This is a genomic window from Prochlorococcus marinus str. MIT 1214, assembly GCF_027359355.1.
Classification (GTDB): Bacteria; Cyanobacteriota; Cyanobacteriia; order PCC-6307; family Cyanobiaceae; genus Prochlorococcus_B; species Prochlorococcus_B marinus_F.
Window position 1 is genome coordinate 200,713 of sequence record NZ_CP114777.1, and the last position, 17,566, is coordinate 218,278.

General features: G+C 32.6%; 21 protein-coding genes. 3 read left to right on the top strand and 18 right to left on the bottom strand.

Features of this window, described 5'->3' with window-relative positions:
* Positions 1-13 precede the first annotated feature (13 nt).
* From O5639_RS01035 to hisA, 15 genes are all read right to left on the bottom strand, one after another.
* Entirely contained in the window at positions 14-418 is a 405-nt protein-coding gene (locus O5639_RS01035) for a hypothetical protein (RefSeq protein ID WP_269624666.1), read from the bottom strand.
* Positions 411-1,295: an acetyl-CoA carboxylase, carboxyltransferase subunit beta gene (gene accD, locus O5639_RS01040; RefSeq protein ID WP_269624667.1), complete on the bottom strand. Its 885-nt coding sequence runs from the start codon at positions 1,293-1,295 to the stop codon at positions 411-413. Before accD ends, O5639_RS01035 begins: the two co-directional genes overlap by 8 nt.
* A 60-nt stretch (positions 1,296-1,355) precedes the next feature.
* Positions 1,356-1,835, bottom strand: coding sequence for a prepilin peptidase (locus tag O5639_RS01045; protein ID WP_269624668.1), 480 nt, complete (start codon positions 1,833-1,835; stop codon positions 1,356-1,358).
* 60 nt (positions 1,836-1,895) lie between these two features.
* Positions 1,896-2,798 carry a phosphoribulokinase gene (locus O5639_RS01050; RefSeq protein WP_269624669.1) on the bottom strand — a complete coding sequence of 301 codons (903 nt, stop codon included), beginning with the start codon at positions 2,796-2,798 and terminating at the stop codon, positions 1,896-1,898.
* A gap of 87 nt (positions 2,799-2,885) precedes the next feature.
* Positions 2,886-3,965: a 3-isopropylmalate dehydrogenase gene (leuB, locus tag O5639_RS01055; RefSeq protein WP_269624670.1), complete on the bottom strand. Its 1,080-nt coding sequence runs from the start codon at positions 3,963-3,965 to the stop codon at positions 2,886-2,888.
* Positions 3,966-3,991: 26 nt separating this feature from the next.
* Positions 3,992-5,044: a UDP-3-O-(3-hydroxymyristoyl)glucosamine N-acyltransferase gene (gene lpxD / locus O5639_RS01060; protein WP_269624671.1), complete on the bottom strand. Its 1,053-nt coding sequence runs from the start codon at positions 5,042-5,044 to the stop codon at positions 3,992-3,994.
* 45 nt (positions 5,045-5,089) lie between these two features.
* On the bottom strand, positions 5,090-6,172 hold the full coding sequence (gene proB / locus O5639_RS01065) for a glutamate 5-kinase (protein WP_269624672.1): 1,083 nt from the start codon (positions 6,170-6,172) through the stop codon (positions 5,090-5,092).
* Positions 6,169-6,690, bottom strand: a complete 522-nt coding sequence (locus tag O5639_RS01070) for a YqeG family HAD IIIA-type phosphatase (protein WP_332299741.1) — start codon at positions 6,688-6,690, stop codon at positions 6,169-6,171. Before O5639_RS01070 ends, proB begins: the two co-directional genes overlap by 4 nt.
* Positions 6,678-7,214, bottom strand: a complete 537-nt coding sequence (locus tag O5639_RS01075) for a DUF3727 domain-containing protein (RefSeq protein WP_269624673.1) — start codon at positions 7,212-7,214, stop codon at positions 6,678-6,680. Before O5639_RS01075 ends, O5639_RS01070 begins: the two co-directional genes overlap by 13 nt.
* A 63-nt stretch (positions 7,215-7,277) precedes the next feature.
* Positions 7,278-7,712, bottom strand: coding sequence for a Holliday junction resolvase RuvX (gene ruvX / locus O5639_RS01080; RefSeq protein ID WP_269624674.1), 435 nt, complete (start codon positions 7,710-7,712; stop codon positions 7,278-7,280).
* The gene (locus tag O5639_RS01085; protein WP_269624675.1) at positions 7,709-8,746 is read right to left on the bottom strand and encodes a hypothetical protein; all 1,038 of its coding nucleotides are present in this window, start codon (positions 8,744-8,746) and stop codon (positions 7,709-7,711) included. The genes ruvX and O5639_RS01085 overlap by 4 nt, the downstream gene beginning before the upstream one ends.
* Positions 8,747-8,766: 20 nt before the next feature.
* Complete coding sequence (locus O5639_RS01090) at positions 8,767-9,750, bottom strand: hypothetical protein (protein ID WP_269624676.1); 984 nt, start codon at positions 9,748-9,750, stop codon at positions 8,767-8,769.
* A 242-nt stretch (positions 9,751-9,992) separates the two neighbouring features.
* Complete coding sequence (locus O5639_RS01095) at positions 9,993-10,547, bottom strand: thylakoid membrane photosystem I accumulation factor (protein ID WP_269625497.1); 555 nt, start codon at positions 10,545-10,547, stop codon at positions 9,993-9,995.
* Between the two features lie 71 nt (positions 10,548-10,618).
* The gene (locus tag O5639_RS01100) at positions 10,619-12,220 is read right to left on the bottom strand and encodes a DUF3685 domain-containing protein (protein ID WP_269624677.1); all 1,602 of its coding nucleotides are present in this window, start codon (positions 12,218-12,220) and stop codon (positions 10,619-10,621) included.
* A 127-nt stretch (positions 12,221-12,347) separates the two neighbouring features.
* Complete coding sequence (hisA, locus tag O5639_RS01105; protein WP_269625499.1) at positions 12,348-13,118, bottom strand: 1-(5-phosphoribosyl)-5-[(5-phosphoribosylamino)methylideneamino]imidazole-4-carboxamide isomerase; 771 nt, start codon at positions 13,116-13,118, stop codon at positions 12,348-12,350.
* Between the two features lie 93 nt (positions 13,119-13,211).
* On the opposite strand from hisA, the gene O5639_RS01110 reads away from it, so the two are divergent.
* Complete coding sequence (locus O5639_RS01110; RefSeq protein ID WP_269624678.1) at positions 13,212-14,129, top strand: NAD-dependent epimerase/dehydratase family protein; 918 nt, start codon at positions 13,212-13,214, stop codon at positions 14,127-14,129.
* Here the strand turns inward: O5639_RS01110 and pgsA are convergent.
* On the bottom strand, positions 14,101-14,673 hold the full coding sequence (gene pgsA / locus O5639_RS01115; RefSeq protein ID WP_269624680.1) for a CDP-diacylglycerol--glycerol-3-phosphate 3-phosphatidyltransferase: 573 nt from the start codon (positions 14,671-14,673) through the stop codon (positions 14,101-14,103). The two genes, O5639_RS01110 and pgsA, sit on opposite strands and share 29 nt — an antisense overlap.
* Positions 14,674-14,886: 213 nt before the next feature.
* Here pgsA and O5639_RS01120 point away from each other — a divergent pair, with 213 nt between their 5' ends.
* A complete protein-coding gene (locus O5639_RS01120) occupies positions 14,887-15,498 on the top strand; it encodes a PCC domain-containing protein (RefSeq protein WP_269624681.1) in 612 nt (203 codons plus the stop codon).
* Between the two features lie 209 nt (positions 15,499-15,707).
* A complete protein-coding gene (locus O5639_RS01125; RefSeq protein WP_269624682.1) occupies positions 15,708-16,595 on the top strand; it encodes a GNAT family N-acetyltransferase in 888 nt (295 codons plus the stop codon).
* Positions 16,596-16,607: 12 nt separating this feature from the next.
* Here the strand turns inward: O5639_RS01125 and O5639_RS01130 are convergent, their stop codons facing one another.
* Both O5639_RS01130 and O5639_RS01135 read right to left on the bottom strand, forming a co-directional pair.
* Positions 16,608-16,811 (bottom strand): hypothetical protein, encoded by a 204-nt coding sequence (locus O5639_RS01130; protein ID WP_269624683.1) that lies wholly within the window; start codon positions 16,809-16,811, stop codon positions 16,608-16,610.
* 21 nt (positions 16,812-16,832) lie between these two features.
* A complete protein-coding gene (locus O5639_RS01135; protein WP_269624684.1) occupies positions 16,833-17,501 on the bottom strand; it encodes an SDR family oxidoreductase in 669 nt (222 codons plus the stop codon).
* Positions 17,502-17,566 lie beyond the last annotated feature (65 nt).

Genomic DNA, 17,566 nt, shown 5'->3' on the forward strand with positions numbered 1-17,566 from the left:
ATAATTGATGAGTTTAAACATTTTCGCAGCTATCTGAAATCACATCATCTAAAAGTTTATCCCCATTAGGGTCTTCCCATTTTGCGGATAAATTCTGTTTACCATTAACTGAAATATCCTTGAATTTATTAGTCATACAATTGATTTTCATTATATAAATATTCTCCTCTATTTCCTTTGAAGTGCTAGGGGCGATTTTTATGTATTTTGTGGTTAGTTCTATTATTCCTTTTTCTTCAATATCAATACTATCTCTATCTAAATATTGAATTCCAGCAGGTGTTCGACTAACTTCAACCCAATTAGTATTGGCTCCATATACTATATTTGTATTATTGAAAAAAATTAATAATATTAATACTAATATATTCAAGAGAAAATTAAATTTATTTTTTATTTTTTGATTTATTTTAAGCATTAGTTTGTAATTTTACTTCTTGTGTCTTATGTAATCGAAGTATCTTTGCCAAAGTTTCTTTAAGTTCTGTTCTTGGTACAATGGTATCTACGAAACCATGGTCTTGAAGATATTCTGCTGTTTGAAAATTATCAGGAAGTTTTTCTCTAAGTGTTTGTTCAATTACTCTTCTCCCTGCAAATCCAATAAGTGCTTTGGGTTCTGCAAGTATTAAATCTCCAAGCATGGCAAAACTAGCAGTAACTCCTCCAGTAGTGGGATGTGTAAGTAAAGGCATATAGAGCAACTGTGCATCTCTATGTCGTTCAAGGGCCCCTGAAATTTTTGCCATTTGCATCAGACTTAACATCCCTTCTTGCATTCGCGCACCACCCGAAGCGCAAACAATCAGTAATGGCAGTTTTTCTTTAGTTGAATGTTCGATAAGCCTTGTGAGCTTCTCTCCCACAACAGATCCCATTGAGCCGCCCATGAATCTGAAATCCATTACAGCTAATGCCATGGGAATAGAATTAACTTCGCATGTCCCTGTTAATACTCCATCTTTAAGACCAGTACTAGCTTGACTTTCTCTGAGCCTATCTGCGTAAGCTCGTCGATCTTTAAAACCCAGTGGGTCAACGGGAGTTAAATGATTATTGATTGATTTGAACGTATTTGGATCAGAAATTAGTCTTATTCTCTCTTCGCTATCTATTCGATTGTGATGCCCACAATTACTGCAAACACTGCAATTATCTATTAAATCTTTTCTATAAACTACCTGTCCACATTCTGGACATTTTTCCCATAGTCCATCACTTTCTTCAGATTCCTGAGTGACTTTGCCAACAAATTGGCCTTTTCTTCTATCAGCAAACCAGTCGAATAATGACACAGCTATGTTGTGATTGAATTTAATTTAATACCTTGAGTCCCTTTAAAAGGATTCGAAAGTTTAAATCTTATCTATAATCCAAGAACAAAATATTCCAATTGATAGGAATGGTGCAAATGGATACTGATGAAATGCTCTTAATTTTTTAGTGACTTTTCCATGCAAACTGTATATAGCTGATAGTAAAAATGAAATGCATAATGATAAGAAACTGAATTCTATACCAAGCCATATTGTACTGAAAGAAGTGAGTTTTATATCACCTATTCCTAATGAATTCACTCCGAAAATCTTATAACCTATTTTACTTATTGAATACATTGTTATAAAGATAACAACCATTGAAAAAAAATTATTTATTATTAAATCTGTAATATCTATTGTTTCTTTGGATAAACCTGTGCAAAACAAATAAAGAAGACCTGAAATTGCAAATGATATCAATTTGTTTTCACTTATTAGCATTGTATTTATATCTTCTATCGAGATGTAATACAAGATATAAAAAAGTATTAAAGTAAAGAATATATTAATCGCCATTATTTATTAACTTTATCTGATAAAACTATATAAGCAGCTTGGATTTATTGATTAATTTAATTAGCCTGCTGCTTTCTTCTCCTCTATCATTTTATGAATAATTGGTGTAAGAATAAGTTCCATAGCAAAGCCCATTTTGCCTCCATTAACAACAATACTTGTTGGACTAGACATGAAGGAATCATGAATCATTCCTAATAAATACTGGAAGTCAATACCCCATTTTTCCCTTGAACCTTTTCTAAAATGAATAATTACAAAACTTTCGTCTGGTGTTGGAATATTTCGACAAATAAATGGGTTTGATGTATCAATTGTCGGTACTCTCTGGAAATTAATATCTGTTCTGCTGAATTGGGGACATATATGATTGATATAATCAGGCATTCTTCTCAGAATTGTATCGACGATTGTTTCTGCTGAATATCCTCTTTCTGCATTATCTCTATGTATTTTTTGTATCCATTCGAGATTGGTAATTGGTACTACACCAACAAGTAAATCTGCGAATGAAGCTACATCATAATTTTCCCCTACTACTCCACCGTGTAGACCTTCATAAAACAAAAGGTCCGTTCCTGTTGGAATATCTTCCCAAGGAGTGAATTGACCTGGATCTAGTTTCGTTCCTAAGCGAGTGTTGTGTTCCTCAGCTTCTTCTGGGCTATGTAAATAATATCTTTTCTGACCTCCGCCAGTTTTTCCATATTGACTAAATAGGTCTTCTAATTTGTCGAATAAATTTGCCTCTGGTCCAAAATGAGAAAAATTTTCACCTCTTGAAAGGGCTTCAGACATTGCCTTCTTCATAGGCATTCTCTCAAAACGGTGATAGCTATCTCCTTCAACAACTGCAGGAACTATATTTTCTCGAGCAAATATATGCTCAAAAGCTCTTTTAACTGTGCTTGTTCCTGCTCCGGATGAACCAGTTACAGCTACTACTGGGTGAAGCTTTGACATCGACGCTTATGTATTGACTTTTCATTTTTACAGGTCGACTGACCACAAAGGGAAACTATTCAAAGAGTTTTTTAATTTGTGAACTATTTATTTTAATTTTTTTGCCAATAGTTCTCCCATTTGATAGCAACCAACCTTTTTAGTTATCTGCTCGCTCATTAAGTCAGATGTTCTATAACCCTCAGTTAGGATCTGGTTAATTGCATTTTCTAAAGAATTTGCTGCTTGTGTTTCATTAAAGGCAATTTTTAACATCATTGCAGCAGATAAAAGCATTGCGATTGGATTGGCTATATCTTTTCCAGCTATGTCAGGAGCTGAACCATGAACAGGTTCAAATACACCTGGACCATTAGTGGTTAACGAAGCAGAAGGAAGCATGCCAATTGAGCCTGTCAGCATGGCTGCAATGTCGCTAAGAATGTCTCCAAATAAATTACCTGTAAGAATCACATCAAACTGGCTTGGATCTCTAACAAGTTGCATTGCTGCGTTATCTACATATTGATGCGTAAGTTCTATATCTTGGTAGTTGTTAGACACCAAGATTGTTTCCTCTCTCCATAGTTGACTTACATCTAAAACATTAGCTTTATCGACTGAGCAAACTTTTTGACGTCTTTGTTTGGCTAATTTAAAAGCAATTTCTGCGATTCGTTTAACTTCCTCGGAAGTGTATGTCATCGTATTAAATGCCCTTTCTCCCTTTTCTGTTTTTATCCTTCCTTTAGGTTCTCCAAAGTAAATACCGCTAGTAAGTTCTCTGACTACTACTAAATCAACTTCTTTAACAAAGTCTTCTTTCAAGCTACTTGCTTTTGTTAAGGATGGAATTATTTTTACTGGTCTTATATTTGCGAAAAGATCCAAAGAAGATCTGAGATTAAGTAAACCTGTTTCAGGTCTTTTCTCCCTAGGTAATTCGTCATACTTTGGGTCTCCTATTGCTGCTAACAAAACAGCATCAGAGTTCTTACATTCTTGAAGAGTTCTATCTGGTAAGGGGATACCATCTGAATCTATAGCGGACCCGCCAAAAGGCATTTCTTTAAATTTGATTTCAAAGCCAAATTTTCTTGAGACGAGGTCAAGGATTTTATGCGTGACGTTTGTTATCTCTGGACCAATTCCATCTCCTGGCAATAACGTTATTTTGTAAGACTTCATTTGTTCTTATTAATTAAGGGAAAAACTTACCTGGATTTTCTGCGATCTAATTGACGAATGGCTTTTGCTATCTCAGGTAGTTTTTTGAAATTAGCAGAGCATCTTAACCATAGTTTATTGGGAATAGCAGGGAAGCCGCTAACCACCTTTCCTGCATCAATATTTGATACGATTCCTGTTTTGGAGCTGGCTATCACTCTATCGCCAATTTTTACTCTATTACTGACACCAACTTGTCCAGCAAGAATAACTCCGTCTCCAATCTGTGCGCCTCCAGCAATACCAACTTGAGCAGCCATCGCACAACCTTTGCCGGTAGTTACTCCATGACCAATTTGTACTAGGTTATCAATTTTTGTGTCTTCACCAATTATTGTCTTTCCTACTGAAGGCCTATCAATTGTTGATCCACTACCAACTTCTACTTTGTTTTTTAAAATAACTATTCCCACCTGAGGCATTTTCTTCCATCCCTGTGATGTAGGTACGAATCCAAAACCTTCACCACCTATAACGGCGTTAGCATTAATTACACATTCGTCGCCAAGTTTAGATCCAGTATGAATAACACTATTTGCGTGAATTAAATTTTTGGCACCAATGCTCACATTTTTATAGATAACAACGCCTGCATGAACAATAGTCCCATCTCCAATTTCAGTATTATCTCCAATATAAGCATTAGCTCCTATAGAAACGTTTACACCAATTTTTACATTCTGTCCGATGACAGAACTTTTATGTATACCTGTACTTTTTATCTCAGAAGGATAAAGAAGCTCTAATGTTTCAGCAAAAGCAATCTTGGGGTCTTTAAGTAGTATCCAATCAACTGAAATCTTCTTTGCGATTTCAACAATATCATTATCATTTGCTGGTAATAATAGAGCAGAGGCTTTTGAAGTTTTGATGAGATTCCTAAGATTTAATGGACTATTCTTGTCAAGAAAACTTATTTCATTTTCCTTGGCTTTTTCTAAAGAAGCTGCAGTTAAAATAGCTGGATTGTTTTTTATCTTAAAGTCAACGACACCAGATTGACCTTGCTTAAGTTTTTCGACAATTTCATTGAATTGCATGATTTGATTTAAGTGGAGAAGTGAAAATTACTATTTTTATCAGAGTTATTCACTTGTTAGAACTAGAACATCTCGGTGAATAACTAGGGGGGATCCTGTTTTGGCGGATCTTTTATTAATTCCTATCTTTATAGCATCACTGCTCATTGAGCAAATTCCTTTAGCAATTTCCTCTCCTTCAGTGTTAATAACTTTTACAGGTTGATTAGCAATAAAATTTCCACTAACTTTTTTTACGCCAACTAATAATAGTGAAGCGCCTTTATTCTTTATAGCTTCAATAGCACCATCATCTAACTGTATTTCTCCAACTGTTTTAATTGCATGTGCCAACCAACTTTTTCTATTCCCTATAGGCTTTGGATGAGGGTGGAAAACAGTTCCTATTCTTTTCCCATCAAGTAATTCTCCTAAAATTTTAGGAGCTCTTCCATCTGCTAATTGAACTTTTATTCCACTTTCAGTGGCGATCTTTGCAGCAGTTAATTTGGTTTTTATTCCTCCCGTTCCCCAAGAAGTTTGTTCATTTGCTAGTTCTAAATCAATTAATTCTTTTGAATTATTAATATCTTTGATTGGCTTGGCTTTACTGTTTGTCTTTGGGTCAGAAGAGTAGAGATGGTCGATATCAGTTAACAATATTAATTGATCAGCAGATATAGCTGTTGCGACTAATGCAGATAAAGTATCATTATCACCATATTTTAGCTCTTCATTTGATGTTATATCATTCTCATTAACTATTGGTATAACATCCCATTCAATCAATCTTTTTAATGTTTGCGAAGCAGATTTATAACTATTTCTTGAGCCCAATTCTGACCTGGTTAATAATATTTGTGCAACTTTATATCCAAAACTACTCATAGCCTTTTCATATAAAGCCATTAAATGAAGTTGACCTATTGCGGCAGAAGCTTGAAGAGAGATTATTTGTTTAGGTCTTGTCTTGAAGCTCATTTTATGACATCCAAGTCCTACAGCACCACTAGAAACCAAGATAACTTTGTCGCCATTTCTTTGAGCTTTTGATATGTAGGAACAATAATTATTAATGATATCAAAAGTTGTATATTTATCATTTCCTCTTAAAAGGCTTGTACCAATCTTAATTACCCAGGTTGTCATAAAAAGTCTCCAGTTATAATCCTTGCTAGGTATCTTTCTATGGATTGAAAGTTATTGTTTTCAATTTTGTTTCCATAATAATCTACTGAATCTACCAATATTGTATACATTTCTAATCTATTGCCTACCAGAATATCTGTAAAAACCCTATCGCCAATTATTGCTACTTCGTTTGATGAATAGGGAATTTTATCTAGGATCTTCTTTAACTTTCTTTTACTTGGTTTGCCACCAGAGTATGTAAAATCTAAATCTAATTCATCAGCAATTAATTTTATTCTATTTTTTGATGGATTGTTGCTGAATAAGTAAGTATAAAAGTATTTTTTGGAATTATCAATCCAAAATTTTATATCAGTTGATAATACTGGCTTGTTACCAGAAATTAATGTTCCATCTACATCAAGAATCAATGCTTTGATATTTTTCGATAATAAATCATTTATCGAAATCTTTGAAATTTTATCATTTACCTTCCAACTTGGAATAAGTAATTCTTTTAAATTTATTCTGATAATCCTCTTTCCTCAAGTTCAGCTTCAATTCCTGATTGTATCTTGTCAAACTCTTCACCTTCAACAAGCTTTACTTCTCCATCCTCTAGCTTTCCAACAATAAAGAAAGGGTCAAGTGGAATGTATAAACCATACTCATTATTATCAACTCTAAAATTGACAAGGAGTTCGTAAGTCTCTGACTCGTCATCAATGTCTTCTTCTTCAATTTCTTCTGGTTCGGGCTCATCTAACTCACCTGAGACTGTAAGGGTGATAGCTGAGCGAACAAGTCTAAGGTCATGTTCTTGAAGGACAACATCAGCTACTTCAAGTATTGGCTCATTCTTTTCAATTGTTTCTATTAGCTTGGGATCTTGATCATCAACTAATTGAAACAGAGATACAGGTGTATCTACGGGTGTTAAAAGGGCATATTCATTACCTTCTAGAGGTACTACTTGTTCAAGGAAACATAGGAGGTCTGAGCCTTGAGAATCTTTAACTAAAAGAGTAGGTACTTCTTCGTTTTTATTTGTTGATGACATGGTTGAGCTTTTATTAGTCAGTATCTGGTTTATTTATTTATGTTTTTACATCATATTCAAAATCTAATTTGAGTCATCCAGATCAGGCCCCTCAATAAGCCATTGTTGTAAAAGTATAGCGGCAGCTGCACTATCTATTTTTCCAGTCTTGTCATTTTTAAAAGAGAATTTTTCTTTTGCCTCGACAGTTGAACAATGTTCATTGATAAAAACCAAAGGAAGTTTTAAATGTTTCGCTAATTTAAACCCATATTTTTTACATCGAATAGATTGATTAGTCTCCTTGCCGTGCATATCAAGAGGATTTCCAACAATAAGCCCTTCTACTTTTCGTTCAAAACATATTTTCCCGAATTCTTTTAGATCATGTTCAAAGCTATTTCTAAAAATCGCAGGGAGATGAGTTATCGATATTCCAAGTGGATCACAACCTGCAAGTCCAATCCTTTTATCTCCAATGTCAAGACTTAAAACTGAACAGGGTTTTGGCTGAATCATTTGTTTTTTCCAATTTGAATAGTTGAAGGTAATTCCGGTTGTTGTTGTAAATTTCCTACAAGATTAGTTAATAGTTCAGTTTCGATGGATTTTAATTTATATCCATTTTGTCTTTTCCAAACACTTCTTCCTAGAAGAACTCTCTCTTCTATTATTTCCCAGTTACTTTTATATAAAATCTCATTCAACTTGTTGTCCTCACTTGTAGTTTCTAAATAACACTTTCTTTTATCAGTTTTCATATTATTAATTCTTTGTGGAATAGATTTATTTAGCCTTTCATCCCATGCTAATCCTCTTATTAGTTCTAATGAAAAATTATTTTGGGGGCAAATAGATGGTATTAGCCCTGCAATAATATTATTTTCTTTTGATTTAATAACACCAGTTAATGTATTTCTCTTTTCATAAATATCATGCCACTGCCTATCAAAAATCGACCTAAAATTAATTGATTCCCTAGCTTGTTCAAGTCTCCATATCTGTTGACTATTTTCTTCGTTTAGCCTTTCCCATATAAAATTATTTTTATATTCTTTCTTTGTATATTTATTATTCTCTTTCCTTTTCCAATATTTTATTATTCTTAGCGGTTGAAAGCCAGATTGTCTTATTACTGATAAGCTTTGATTGTCATTTGTATTTATAGAAATTAAAAAACTTTGGGTATTTATATTGCTTTCATAAAGAACTATTCTTAATAAATTCTGCAATAAGTTATAACGACTAAAGGAAAGTGATTCTCCAATAAAGTATGGTTCTGAGATTGACCAACAAGTACCTCTACGATTAATTGGAGTCGCTAATATGTATGCAATTATATTCTTTCTTTCTACTGCTACTAAACATGTTGAGTTCCTAGTTGGAATTAAATTAGTAAAACTCGACTCTAATGAAGAAAACCATTTTTTGAATAATAGAATTTGAAATATCCCAAGGTATTTAGAATTATTGTCAGCTCTAAGCATTGATAAATGCTTGAGCATAAGTGGCTCAATTATTAAATCTGAAGGTAATCCTTGATCATTATTCATTTAATTATCTTATTGATTTTTTAACTCTCATGCGACTTAAAACTTAGTTCATCTGACCTGATTAGTACTAATGGTGTTTGTTGGTTAGCATTACCCGCTGGATTTGATGTTAAAGATCTTTTAATTATTTCAGCATTATTAATATTGTTTGTTGATAATATTTTAACTCTTCCTAGATCGTTTACATCTACAACAGCCACATTAACGTTTAGCTTCTTTGCGGCTTTAATGCAAAAAGCTTGAGTATCAGAAGGACCTAAAACTATACTTTTATCATAGGGTGGCGTTGTACCAGTAATGTCGTCAATCAATCTTGCTTGTTCACCTGCTAAACGATAAAACATACCTCTAACTCCAAAGAATTTAAATATTCCTCCGATTAACCATGAAATTATTACGCGTGTTGGACCAGAAATATTTATTAGGGTTTGCATTCCGGAAGCAGTGGCTAAACTACTAGTCGGGTGAAAGCCTTTGCAAATTAACCTTGAAATTAGATTTGCATTAACGTTTCTATAATCTTGATATCTTCCTTGTATTACTGCTAAGGGTGACTCTCCAATTGTAAGAATATCTGTAGGCAAGCAATCTAGGGGCATGTAGGATTTTAATATTTCAATAGGATCATCTAAACTACCAAGAATATGAGTTTTAATTGGATCTACTAAATTATTATTAGAAGAATTTTCTTTGGATATATCTAAAAAATTAGGCAATACAAAACCATCGAACCTTTTAAAAGAACCGAATGGTCCGTAATTGCCCCATTCTATATCTAGCCACAAACATTTAATCTTATCTTTGGCTGTATTTTTAATCTCGTATTCAATTTCAATCTCGACAAATGTCGATTTTTTTCCCTTTAATATATATGCATACCAATAGTCATTTATTTGTTCTTCTTCTGCATCTGGATGAAGTGGATATATTTTTGTATGAATCTTTATAATCTCGTTTTTAGATATACCAATTAACTGAGGATTAACATTGAAAGAAGGAATCATAACTTCCATTCTTTTATGTAAATTTTTAATTTCAACCAAAGTAGTATATTTATGCTTAGAGTCTAATATGATTTTTTTAAATTCTTTAGGTTTAAGAACTAGAGGTGAATTTTGTCTGAAATAATGGTTAATTTCAATCAAAAAAAATGTGAATATTATTAGAAAAAGAGCGTTTAATAACATTTTTTAATGAAAAATATTTGATAATTTAAATAAAATTTTTTAGTGATTTTATCTCATTTTTAGCTACCTCTAGGTCTAATATAACCATCTTTAGAAGGTTCACTATTGTATTCGTTAAAGCTTTTGACTGTTAGATCAAAATCAGGTTTCTTTAAACCTGTGGCTTTGGTTATTGCATCATTAATTTGATCGAACGAAACCTGCCCTTCTTCGTCTAGAAGAACATTACCTTTTCCGTCTAGAATAACTGTCTGAGGTATCTTCCCATGCCAGTAATAGCCTGGGTCCTTAAAAGTTTTCTGGTCATCATTGTCTAATTCATCAATTGCTAGAGGAATTAAATCAACGGATGAACTCCACAATAACTTAATACCTGAAACTACAGGTGCAAATTGTTTACTAGTAGCACTATCATCTAGATAGAAAACTAAAATACTTGTTCTTTCGTTTTTTAATGACTCTGATAATGTGCTTGGTGGTGGAACTAATGATCCGTTACCAGCATAGATTGGGTATATATTTCCATCATAACTATCAGTATCTCTAGCAGAATATACTGGATTAACAAATAGAAAAAAAAGTATAAGCAGTGACGAGAATATTCTTAACAAAATAAATGTAAAATACTAATTTTTAAAATTCTAAAGTCTTAAAGCTAATCTAGCTATATTTATTAATAAATAAATTATCCTTTTGATAGGTTTCTTCCCATCCCTTGGGCGATGCCCCTACCGATTAATCCTATAGACCTTCCAAGAACTTTTGTGAGAATTAAAACTATTAAATCCCCTAAGTATTGAATTATTGCCTGTACTTGTGGAGCCAAAGCATCTCTTAATTCTATTATAAAGGCTATTTGTCTTTGCACCCAGTCTAATTTCTTTAATTCATCATCTCTAGGTTCAAGTATGATAATCTTTTCAATTTTATTATTTTTGACTGTATAATATAATCTTTTACTTTCGTACAATCTAACTGGCTTTCTGAATAGATTTTGCAATTGATTATTTGTGTTGATATGATTTCTTTTACGTTCAAGTTCCCTTGTTGAAACTAATTCTTTATTTAGAAAGTATTTACGTAACTCTGGCCATTCAGAACATGAAGATATAATCTCTTCGCTGACTATTTCAGCTGTTCTGAATATCCAATTTAGAATAAATGTTTCTAATTGAATAATAGATCGAGGGTCGTCTACTGATAAATATTCTCCATCGATGAGAATTGGTTTGTTATTTAATATTGGATCTATTATTAAAGAAATTGAAGGTAGTTCATCATCGTCTATTCCAAGCTCTGCGTTTTTTACTAGAAAGTCTGAAATAAAAACGTCAACGCCATTCTTTTTCAAACGATCATATGAATCTATGAAATTGCGCAATGCATTAGCGCGTAATTCAGGGGTAATTGACTGTAAAATCTTATCAAACTCTTTTTTGAGATTATTGTTTGAATCAAGTTTGTTGATAATAATTGAAAATTCTTCCAGAAGCGTTTTTAAGAGATTACTTCGTTTGCTTATATTTAATGAATAAAGAGCTGCGAGTTCTTCAGTTGAATTTAATAGCTCATCTTGAAGCTTCTCCTTTACTCTTTTATAAATTACATTCCATAGCTCATTTGTTGAGCTGTTTTTGATTGTTATGTCAGTACTATATTTGTTAATTAGATTTATATTTTTATTGCGAGCATTTTTAATTGGTGATTCTATTAATACCTCTAGCGGGCCCCATAACCAGATGATCAATCGCTTTGCTGTTAATAGCTCTCTTCTTCTTCCTAGTAATATGAAAAGATAAAATGTATTTATTGATTTCTTAGATATAATATGATTTATTGTATGTAAATCTTTATTGATTTGTGATAAACCGCTAGTTAATAACCAATGTCCTAAACCATATGAATTATGTATTGAGTTGACATTTAAATTTGTTTCATTATTAATTTTAAATACTCTGCCGCCCCCAAGCAAAATATTGATTGTATCTCTTAAAAGTTCAACAGTAGGATCTTGGATAACTCCCTCACTTCCAAAGGTCATCAAATCGGCAGAAGATAATTTAATGCTTTTTGGTATTACAATTAAAATAGGAGATTGATCCCATCTTTCTTTTAACCTAAGGATTTCTAGTTTGATTGAGTTTGAGAGTTCTACTTCTTCAAGGCAAAAAAGAATAAGTTTGGGTAGCCCGATTATATCTTTTTTGTCTAGAATGATTTTTAAATTATTATCCTGAGATGTTAACTGCAAAGCCAATGACTCGCCCAATAGTGAAGGCGCTATCATTAAAATTTGTTTTGGTCTTTCTTCGATCAAGTTGAATTCTAGAACCTATCCTTTTTACGATAACTTGATTTAAAAATACTTCCAGCCCTATTCCATAAATTCAAATGAGAATCATATTTTCTAAATGTTAGGCAAGAAATTTATCTTTATTATCAAATGAATCTTGAATAAGAAGATTTTTTAGAGTTAATATTGCTTCTTTTAAATCTATTGAGCCGTCATATAGTGCTCTGCCTACGATTACTCCTTCAATACCTTCATTCTCGAAATCTGCGAGGGAAATTAAATCTGCTATCGAGCCTATCCCTCCTGATGCAATTACTGGATTATTACTTACCTCAGCTATCTCTCTCAAGGCTTTAACATTAGGTCCTTTTAGAGTGCCATCAGTTGCAATGTCAGTTGATATGATTGCAGCTAATTCAAGATCGTTAAGTTGTTTTGCTAAGTCTAGAGAAGCTATTTCACTTTCTTTTAACCAACCTCGCGTAGCCACCATTCCCTCTTTGGCATCAATCCCTACTGCAACTTTTTGTGGATATTCTTCAGATAGATCTTTTAGCAAATCGGGTTTCTCTATCGCAATTGTCCCTAAAATAATTCTGTCTATTCCAATATCGAATAATTCTTTTGCACGATCAATGCTCCTAATTCCACCACCAAGTTGAATGGGTATTGTAATGGAATTTTTTATTTCTTTTATTGTTAGATCGTTTATTGGTTCACCAGTCTTAGCACCATCAAGATCTACAAGATGTAGTCGTTTTGCTCCCTGGTTTTCCCAAGTCTGTGCTTGTTTTACAGGATCACTGTTGAACTTAGTAACTTCATTATAATTTCCTTGATTTAATCGAACACATTTACCATTCAGTAGATCTATTGCAGGTATGATTTCCATCATGAAAAAAATTATTACTATTCATCTAACATCATTTATGTAGCTCAAGGAGATTATCTATAGGCTTTAATATAATTTTTTTAATAAAGTCTCTTGAAAGTTCTTTTTTACGGCGGAACAAGGTTTGTAGGAAAAGCTCTTGTCTCGAGCTTGCTATCAAAAGGACATGAGATATTTGTATTTACACGTGGAAAATTACCAGTACCTAAAAATATAACTCACCTAAAGGGTGACAGGTCAAATGATGAGGACCTAAGAAAAATCTCTGAACACTCATTTGATCTTATTGTTGACAGCTCTGGACGCAAATTGGAAGATACGCAAAGACTTCTTAAATTCTCAGGTCCTCCTAGTTTTAGATTTATCTATATAAGTTCTGCAGGCGTATATGAAAACACTCAATTATTCCCTGTTAGTGAACTGTGTCCAATAGATCTTGAAAGCCGTCATATAGGCAAAGCAAAAACAGAGTCTTGGCTAAAGGCTGAAGGTATTCCTTTTACGAGCTTTCGTCCTACCTATATTTATGGCCCAGGTAACTATAACCCTATTGAAAAATGGTTTTTTGATCGTATAACTAATGGTCGATCCATTCCTGTTCCTTTTGACGGTCAAACCATAACGCAATTAGGACATGTTTCTGATTTGGCCGAAGCTATTTCAAAATCTCTTGAAACAGATAAATCGATTAATCAAATTTATAATTGTTCAGGAAGTAAGGGCGTAACTTTTAAAGGCTTAATTGAAACAGCAATTTTAGCTACTGGAAATAAAGTTCCTGATTTCAGCTTACGTTCTTTTGATCCTTCAAAACTTGATCCTAAGGCAAGAAAACTTTTCCCTTTAAGATTAACTAATTTCTTTACGGACACTTCTAAAATAAAGAAAGATTTATCATGGGAGCCGAAATTCGATTTGTTAAATGGTTTAACTGATAGCTATAAGAATGATTATCTGTTAGCTAATCATGATCAATTTGATTTTAGTTCTGATGAGCTTCTTTTTGATTGAAAATATATTTTATTGCTGAACTTAAAGTAAGAACTAATGCTATCCAGAATGATACATAGCCTATTTTATTGATAATTTCAATAGTATAACTGGAACCCCAGCTTTTGGGCCATAATAATAGAATTATGCTGGCAAATTGGAATGTAGTTTTATATTTACCTTGAATTGATGCTGGACCACCTGAGGTTTTATCAGAACGCCAACTAGTTATTAAGAGTTCTCTCGATATTATTAACCAAATAGTCCATAAGGGTACTAGATCCTCATGAACCAACCAAATCATTGGACCAATTAGAAGTATCTTATCCGCTAGAGGATCTAACTTCGCTCCAAAAACAGATTTATGATCATATTTACGTGCAAAATAACCGTCAAGAAAATCAGTAAGACCAGCTAGAAGGATTAGAAAAATAAAAACATCATTGTTACCATTCCTAAGTGAAATAATTATTGGTAATCCAAGTATTATCCTAGAAATAGTGAGTCCATTTATAATTCTTTGCCATGAAAAAAACTTTTTTGAATTGTTTATTTTTTTATTCATTTTATTTCTTATCTTATTTAGTAAGTTTGTTTAATAATCTTTAAGTATAGCCTACATAGAACCTATTATATTATACTATGAATCAATCAAGTGAAATCATGACTGCATTTCTCATTTTTATGTTTTTCTTATCATTAGGAATAATGGCATTTATCGTAAGAAAATTAGATCAAGAATAAATTAAATGTTTTAATTACCAATAACTTTAATATTATGGAACATTATTTTTATAATTTCTCTGAAGGAGTTGATGTTTATAATTCATTAAATAATTTGCATAGAGATCATAATTCTACATTATTTTTAATAAGCGCTGTTGGTGACCTTTCAAAAGTTTCATTCAAATGCCCTTTAAATGATAAGCCGGTAATTTTTAAAAAGAAATTAGAGATAATAACTTTAAGTGGTTATATAAGATCAGCCGAATCTCATATTCACATAAGTGTAGCTGATGAAAATTGCAGTGTATTGGGCGGTCATCTTCTTTCTGGAACAAATGTTCTCAAATCATTAGATGTCTTGATTGGCGTTATTCCTAATCTTAGTAAGAAATCAATTGGCTCATCAAGAACTATTCATTCAAATGTTGATATTTATATTTTACCTGATTGTCCTTGGTCTAAAAGAGCTCTTAAACTTCTTGATTCTTTACACGTAAAATATCATTCACATATAATTACTAATGATGAAGACTTTAATAAAATTAGTAATATAACTTCTATTTCTACTTTTCCACAAATATTTATAAATAATCAATTTATTGGTGGCTATTCTGAGCTTTCAAATCTAGCTGCTAAACATGATTTGATGGAGCTTATTCATTAACGCTTTATTTAGAATTAATTTTTATCGGTTTTTTTATTTTAGTAGATAGTATTTTAAAATGCCAGTTCTATATTTGATTGCTATATCAAAGAAATTATCACTATTAAATTATATTATATATCTAATTGACTTAGATGTTTTTTTTTGCTCACATTTATAGATTTAAAATTTGTGTTTATTAGATTTATTGTTTATATAAAATATAATTTATGGTTGATCTTTTATCTATTAAACCTTTATGTGATTCAGATATTGATTTTGTTACTGAAATATCTAGAAAAGAAGGATTTGCTCCAGGAGTTGGAGATTTAGGTATATATAAAAATACAGATAAACAGGGACTTTGGGTTGGTTGGTTGAATGACAATCCTATTGGGTGTATTGCTGGTGTTCGATATAATCAACAATACGGATTTCTTGGATTATTTTTAGTAATTGAGAAGTATAGAGGCAGAGGTTTTGGCCTTCAGCTTTGGAAAAAGGCTTTAAGTCATTTAAGTGATTTACCATGTGTTGGTTTAGAGGCTGCTCCAGAGAGAATTACTGATTACTCAAAATGGGGTTTTACGATTTCCTCAAAAACAACTAGATGGCAATGGTTGGGTGATGGGAAATTACTTGATGAAAACGCTAAGAATGATGATTTAGATAATTTCAGCTTTGTTGAAGGCTCCTCAATACCTAAAGATGCAGTAGAAAGATTTGACGAAAAAAGAGAAACAACGCCTAGACCTCATTTTTTATCGGATTGGCTAAATCATCCAGCTGGAAAGGTAATAGCAGTTATTGATAAAGAAAACCGCTGTCATGGCTTCGGCCGAATAAGACCATGTCTTTTGCAAAATGGAGATGGATGGAGAATTGGCCCTTTGATGGCTGATACTCCAAAGCTTTTAAAAATTTTATTGAGGAAACTAATTGAGAGCCATCCTGGATTGATAATTATCGACGCTCCTGGTCTCAATAAGTCAGCTTCTGTGGTTTTTAAAAAACTAGGTTTCACATCAGAATCTGAAACTTTCAGGATGTATAGAGGTTCTCAACCTCCCGTTTCTATGAATGATGTATATGGTTTGGCTTGCTTGGAATTGGGTTGAGACTTTCTTTTTTCATGCATTGGAATTTAATTTCCCTCTGTGAATTTGTTTTTCTTCATTCAATTGAGTTTCTAATTGATCAATAAGTGTAGTAACTAGTGATTGGAATTCTGGTTGGCATCCTCTAAATGCAGCTTTATGCCTTATTGATTCGTTTCTTGTTCTTAAATCAGTAAGCATTAGCTGCAACGCGTCAATTTTAGCGTTGGTGTTCATAGTGACTTTAAGTTTTTATAGTCAAATACTAAACGCCTTTATTGCCTTACTCATATTTGTTTTCGGATTCTCTTCGCTACTAGTAATCTCGATGATTTTTTCGATCGAATCTTTTGTTTTTAAAGCTTCTATACAGGCTTTTGCAACCAGTCTTCTGGGGATCGAGCCTTCTTCTTGAGTTTTTTCACCAGAAAACAAAATCTTCTGATTTTTTAAATTAGTCTCATTCTCATTCAAACCTCCAGGACGTATGACAGTCCAATCTAGACCACTTTTTTGAAGAGATCTCTCACCTAATCTTTTCCATATAAGTATCAGACCAAATAAATTTAGAGGGTGTATCAATTTACCTGCACAAAGTGAACTAACAAGAACAACTCTTTTTAAATTTTGTCTCTTGCAGCTTTCAATTTGCTTTTTGATGTTTAAATAATCTACTTTTGCTGGACCTGTTAAATCTATAGATGGCCTCGCACCTGTTGCTATAACGAGGCTCTCACAACCTTGTAAGGCATAATCAAGTGTGGTTCCATTAGTGTCTTGTAAAACGTACCTTTCACAACCTTTTATAGAATCAGGAATCTCAGATTGTGGTCTAACTATTAATCTCACCTCATATCCAGAGGATATTGCTTCTTCTGCTACTCGAAAACCTGTTTTTCCCGAAGCCCCTGTTATTGCTAATTTCATTTTAGTTAAATTACTTTGATATGTTTTCTAGCAAGAAATAGTCCTTTTTGTTGAGATAATAAAAT

What these genes read in the sequence shown, in the direction of transcription:
- proB (WP_269624672.1), bottom strand. Translation starts at nt 6,172, where the DNA reads ATGACAACCTGGGTAATTAAGATTGGTACAAGCCTTTTAAGAGGAAAT.
- hisA (WP_269625499.1), bottom strand. Translation starts at nt 13,118, where the DNA reads ATGGAAATCATACCTGCAATAGATCTACTGAATGGTAAATGTGTTCGA.
- O5639_RS01075 (WP_269624673.1), bottom strand. Translation starts at nt 7,214, where the DNA reads ATGTCATCAACAAATAAAAACGAAGAAGTACCTACTCTTTTAGTTAAA.
- ruvX (WP_269624674.1), bottom strand. Translation starts at nt 7,712, where the DNA reads ATGATTCAGCCAAAACCCTGTTCAGTTTTAAGTCTTGACATTGGAGAT.
- O5639_RS01130 (WP_269624683.1), bottom strand. Translation starts at nt 16,811, where the DNA reads ATGAACACCAACGCTAAAATTGACGCGTTGCAGCTAATGCTTACTGAT.
- O5639_RS01100 (WP_269624677.1), bottom strand. Translation starts at nt 12,220, where the DNA reads ATGATAGCGCCTTCACTATTGGGCGAGTCATTGGCTTTGCAGTTAACA.
- O5639_RS01120 (WP_269624681.1), top strand. Translation starts at nt 14,887, where the DNA reads ATGGAACATTATTTTTATAATTTCTCTGAAGGAGTTGATGTTTATAAT.
- O5639_RS01085 (WP_269624675.1), bottom strand. Translation starts at nt 8,746, where the DNA reads ATGAATAATGATCAAGGATTACCTTCAGATTTAATAATTGAGCCACTT.
- lpxD (WP_269624671.1), bottom strand. Translation starts at nt 5,044, where the DNA reads ATGCAATTCAATGAAATTGTCGAAAAACTTAAGCAAGGTCAATCTGGT.
- O5639_RS01135 (WP_269624684.1), bottom strand. Translation starts at nt 17,501, where the DNA reads ATGAAATTAGCAATAACAGGGGCTTCGGGAAAAACAGGTTTTCGAGTA.
- O5639_RS01050 (WP_269624669.1), bottom strand. Translation starts at nt 2,798, where the DNA reads ATGTCAAAGCTTCACCCAGTAGTAGCTGTAACTGGTTCATCCGGAGCA.
- pgsA (WP_269624680.1), bottom strand. Translation starts at nt 14,673, where the DNA reads ATGAATAAAAAAATAAACAATTCAAAAAAGTTTTTTTCATGGCAAAGA.
- O5639_RS01045 (WP_269624668.1), bottom strand. Translation starts at nt 1,835, where the DNA reads ATGGCGATTAATATATTCTTTACTTTAATACTTTTTTATATCTTGTAT.
- O5639_RS01035 (WP_269624666.1), bottom strand. Translation starts at nt 418, where the DNA reads ATGCTTAAAATAAATCAAAAAATAAAAAATAAATTTAATTTTCTCTTG.
- O5639_RS01090 (WP_269624676.1), bottom strand. Translation starts at nt 9,750, where the DNA reads ATGATTCCTTCTTTCAATGTTAATCCTCAGTTAATTGGTATATCTAAA.
- O5639_RS01125 (WP_269624682.1), top strand. Translation starts at nt 15,708, where the DNA reads ATGGTTGATCTTTTATCTATTAAACCTTTATGTGATTCAGATATTGAT.
- leuB (WP_269624670.1), bottom strand. Translation starts at nt 3,965, where the DNA reads ATGAAGTCTTACAAAATAACGTTATTGCCAGGAGATGGAATTGGTCCA.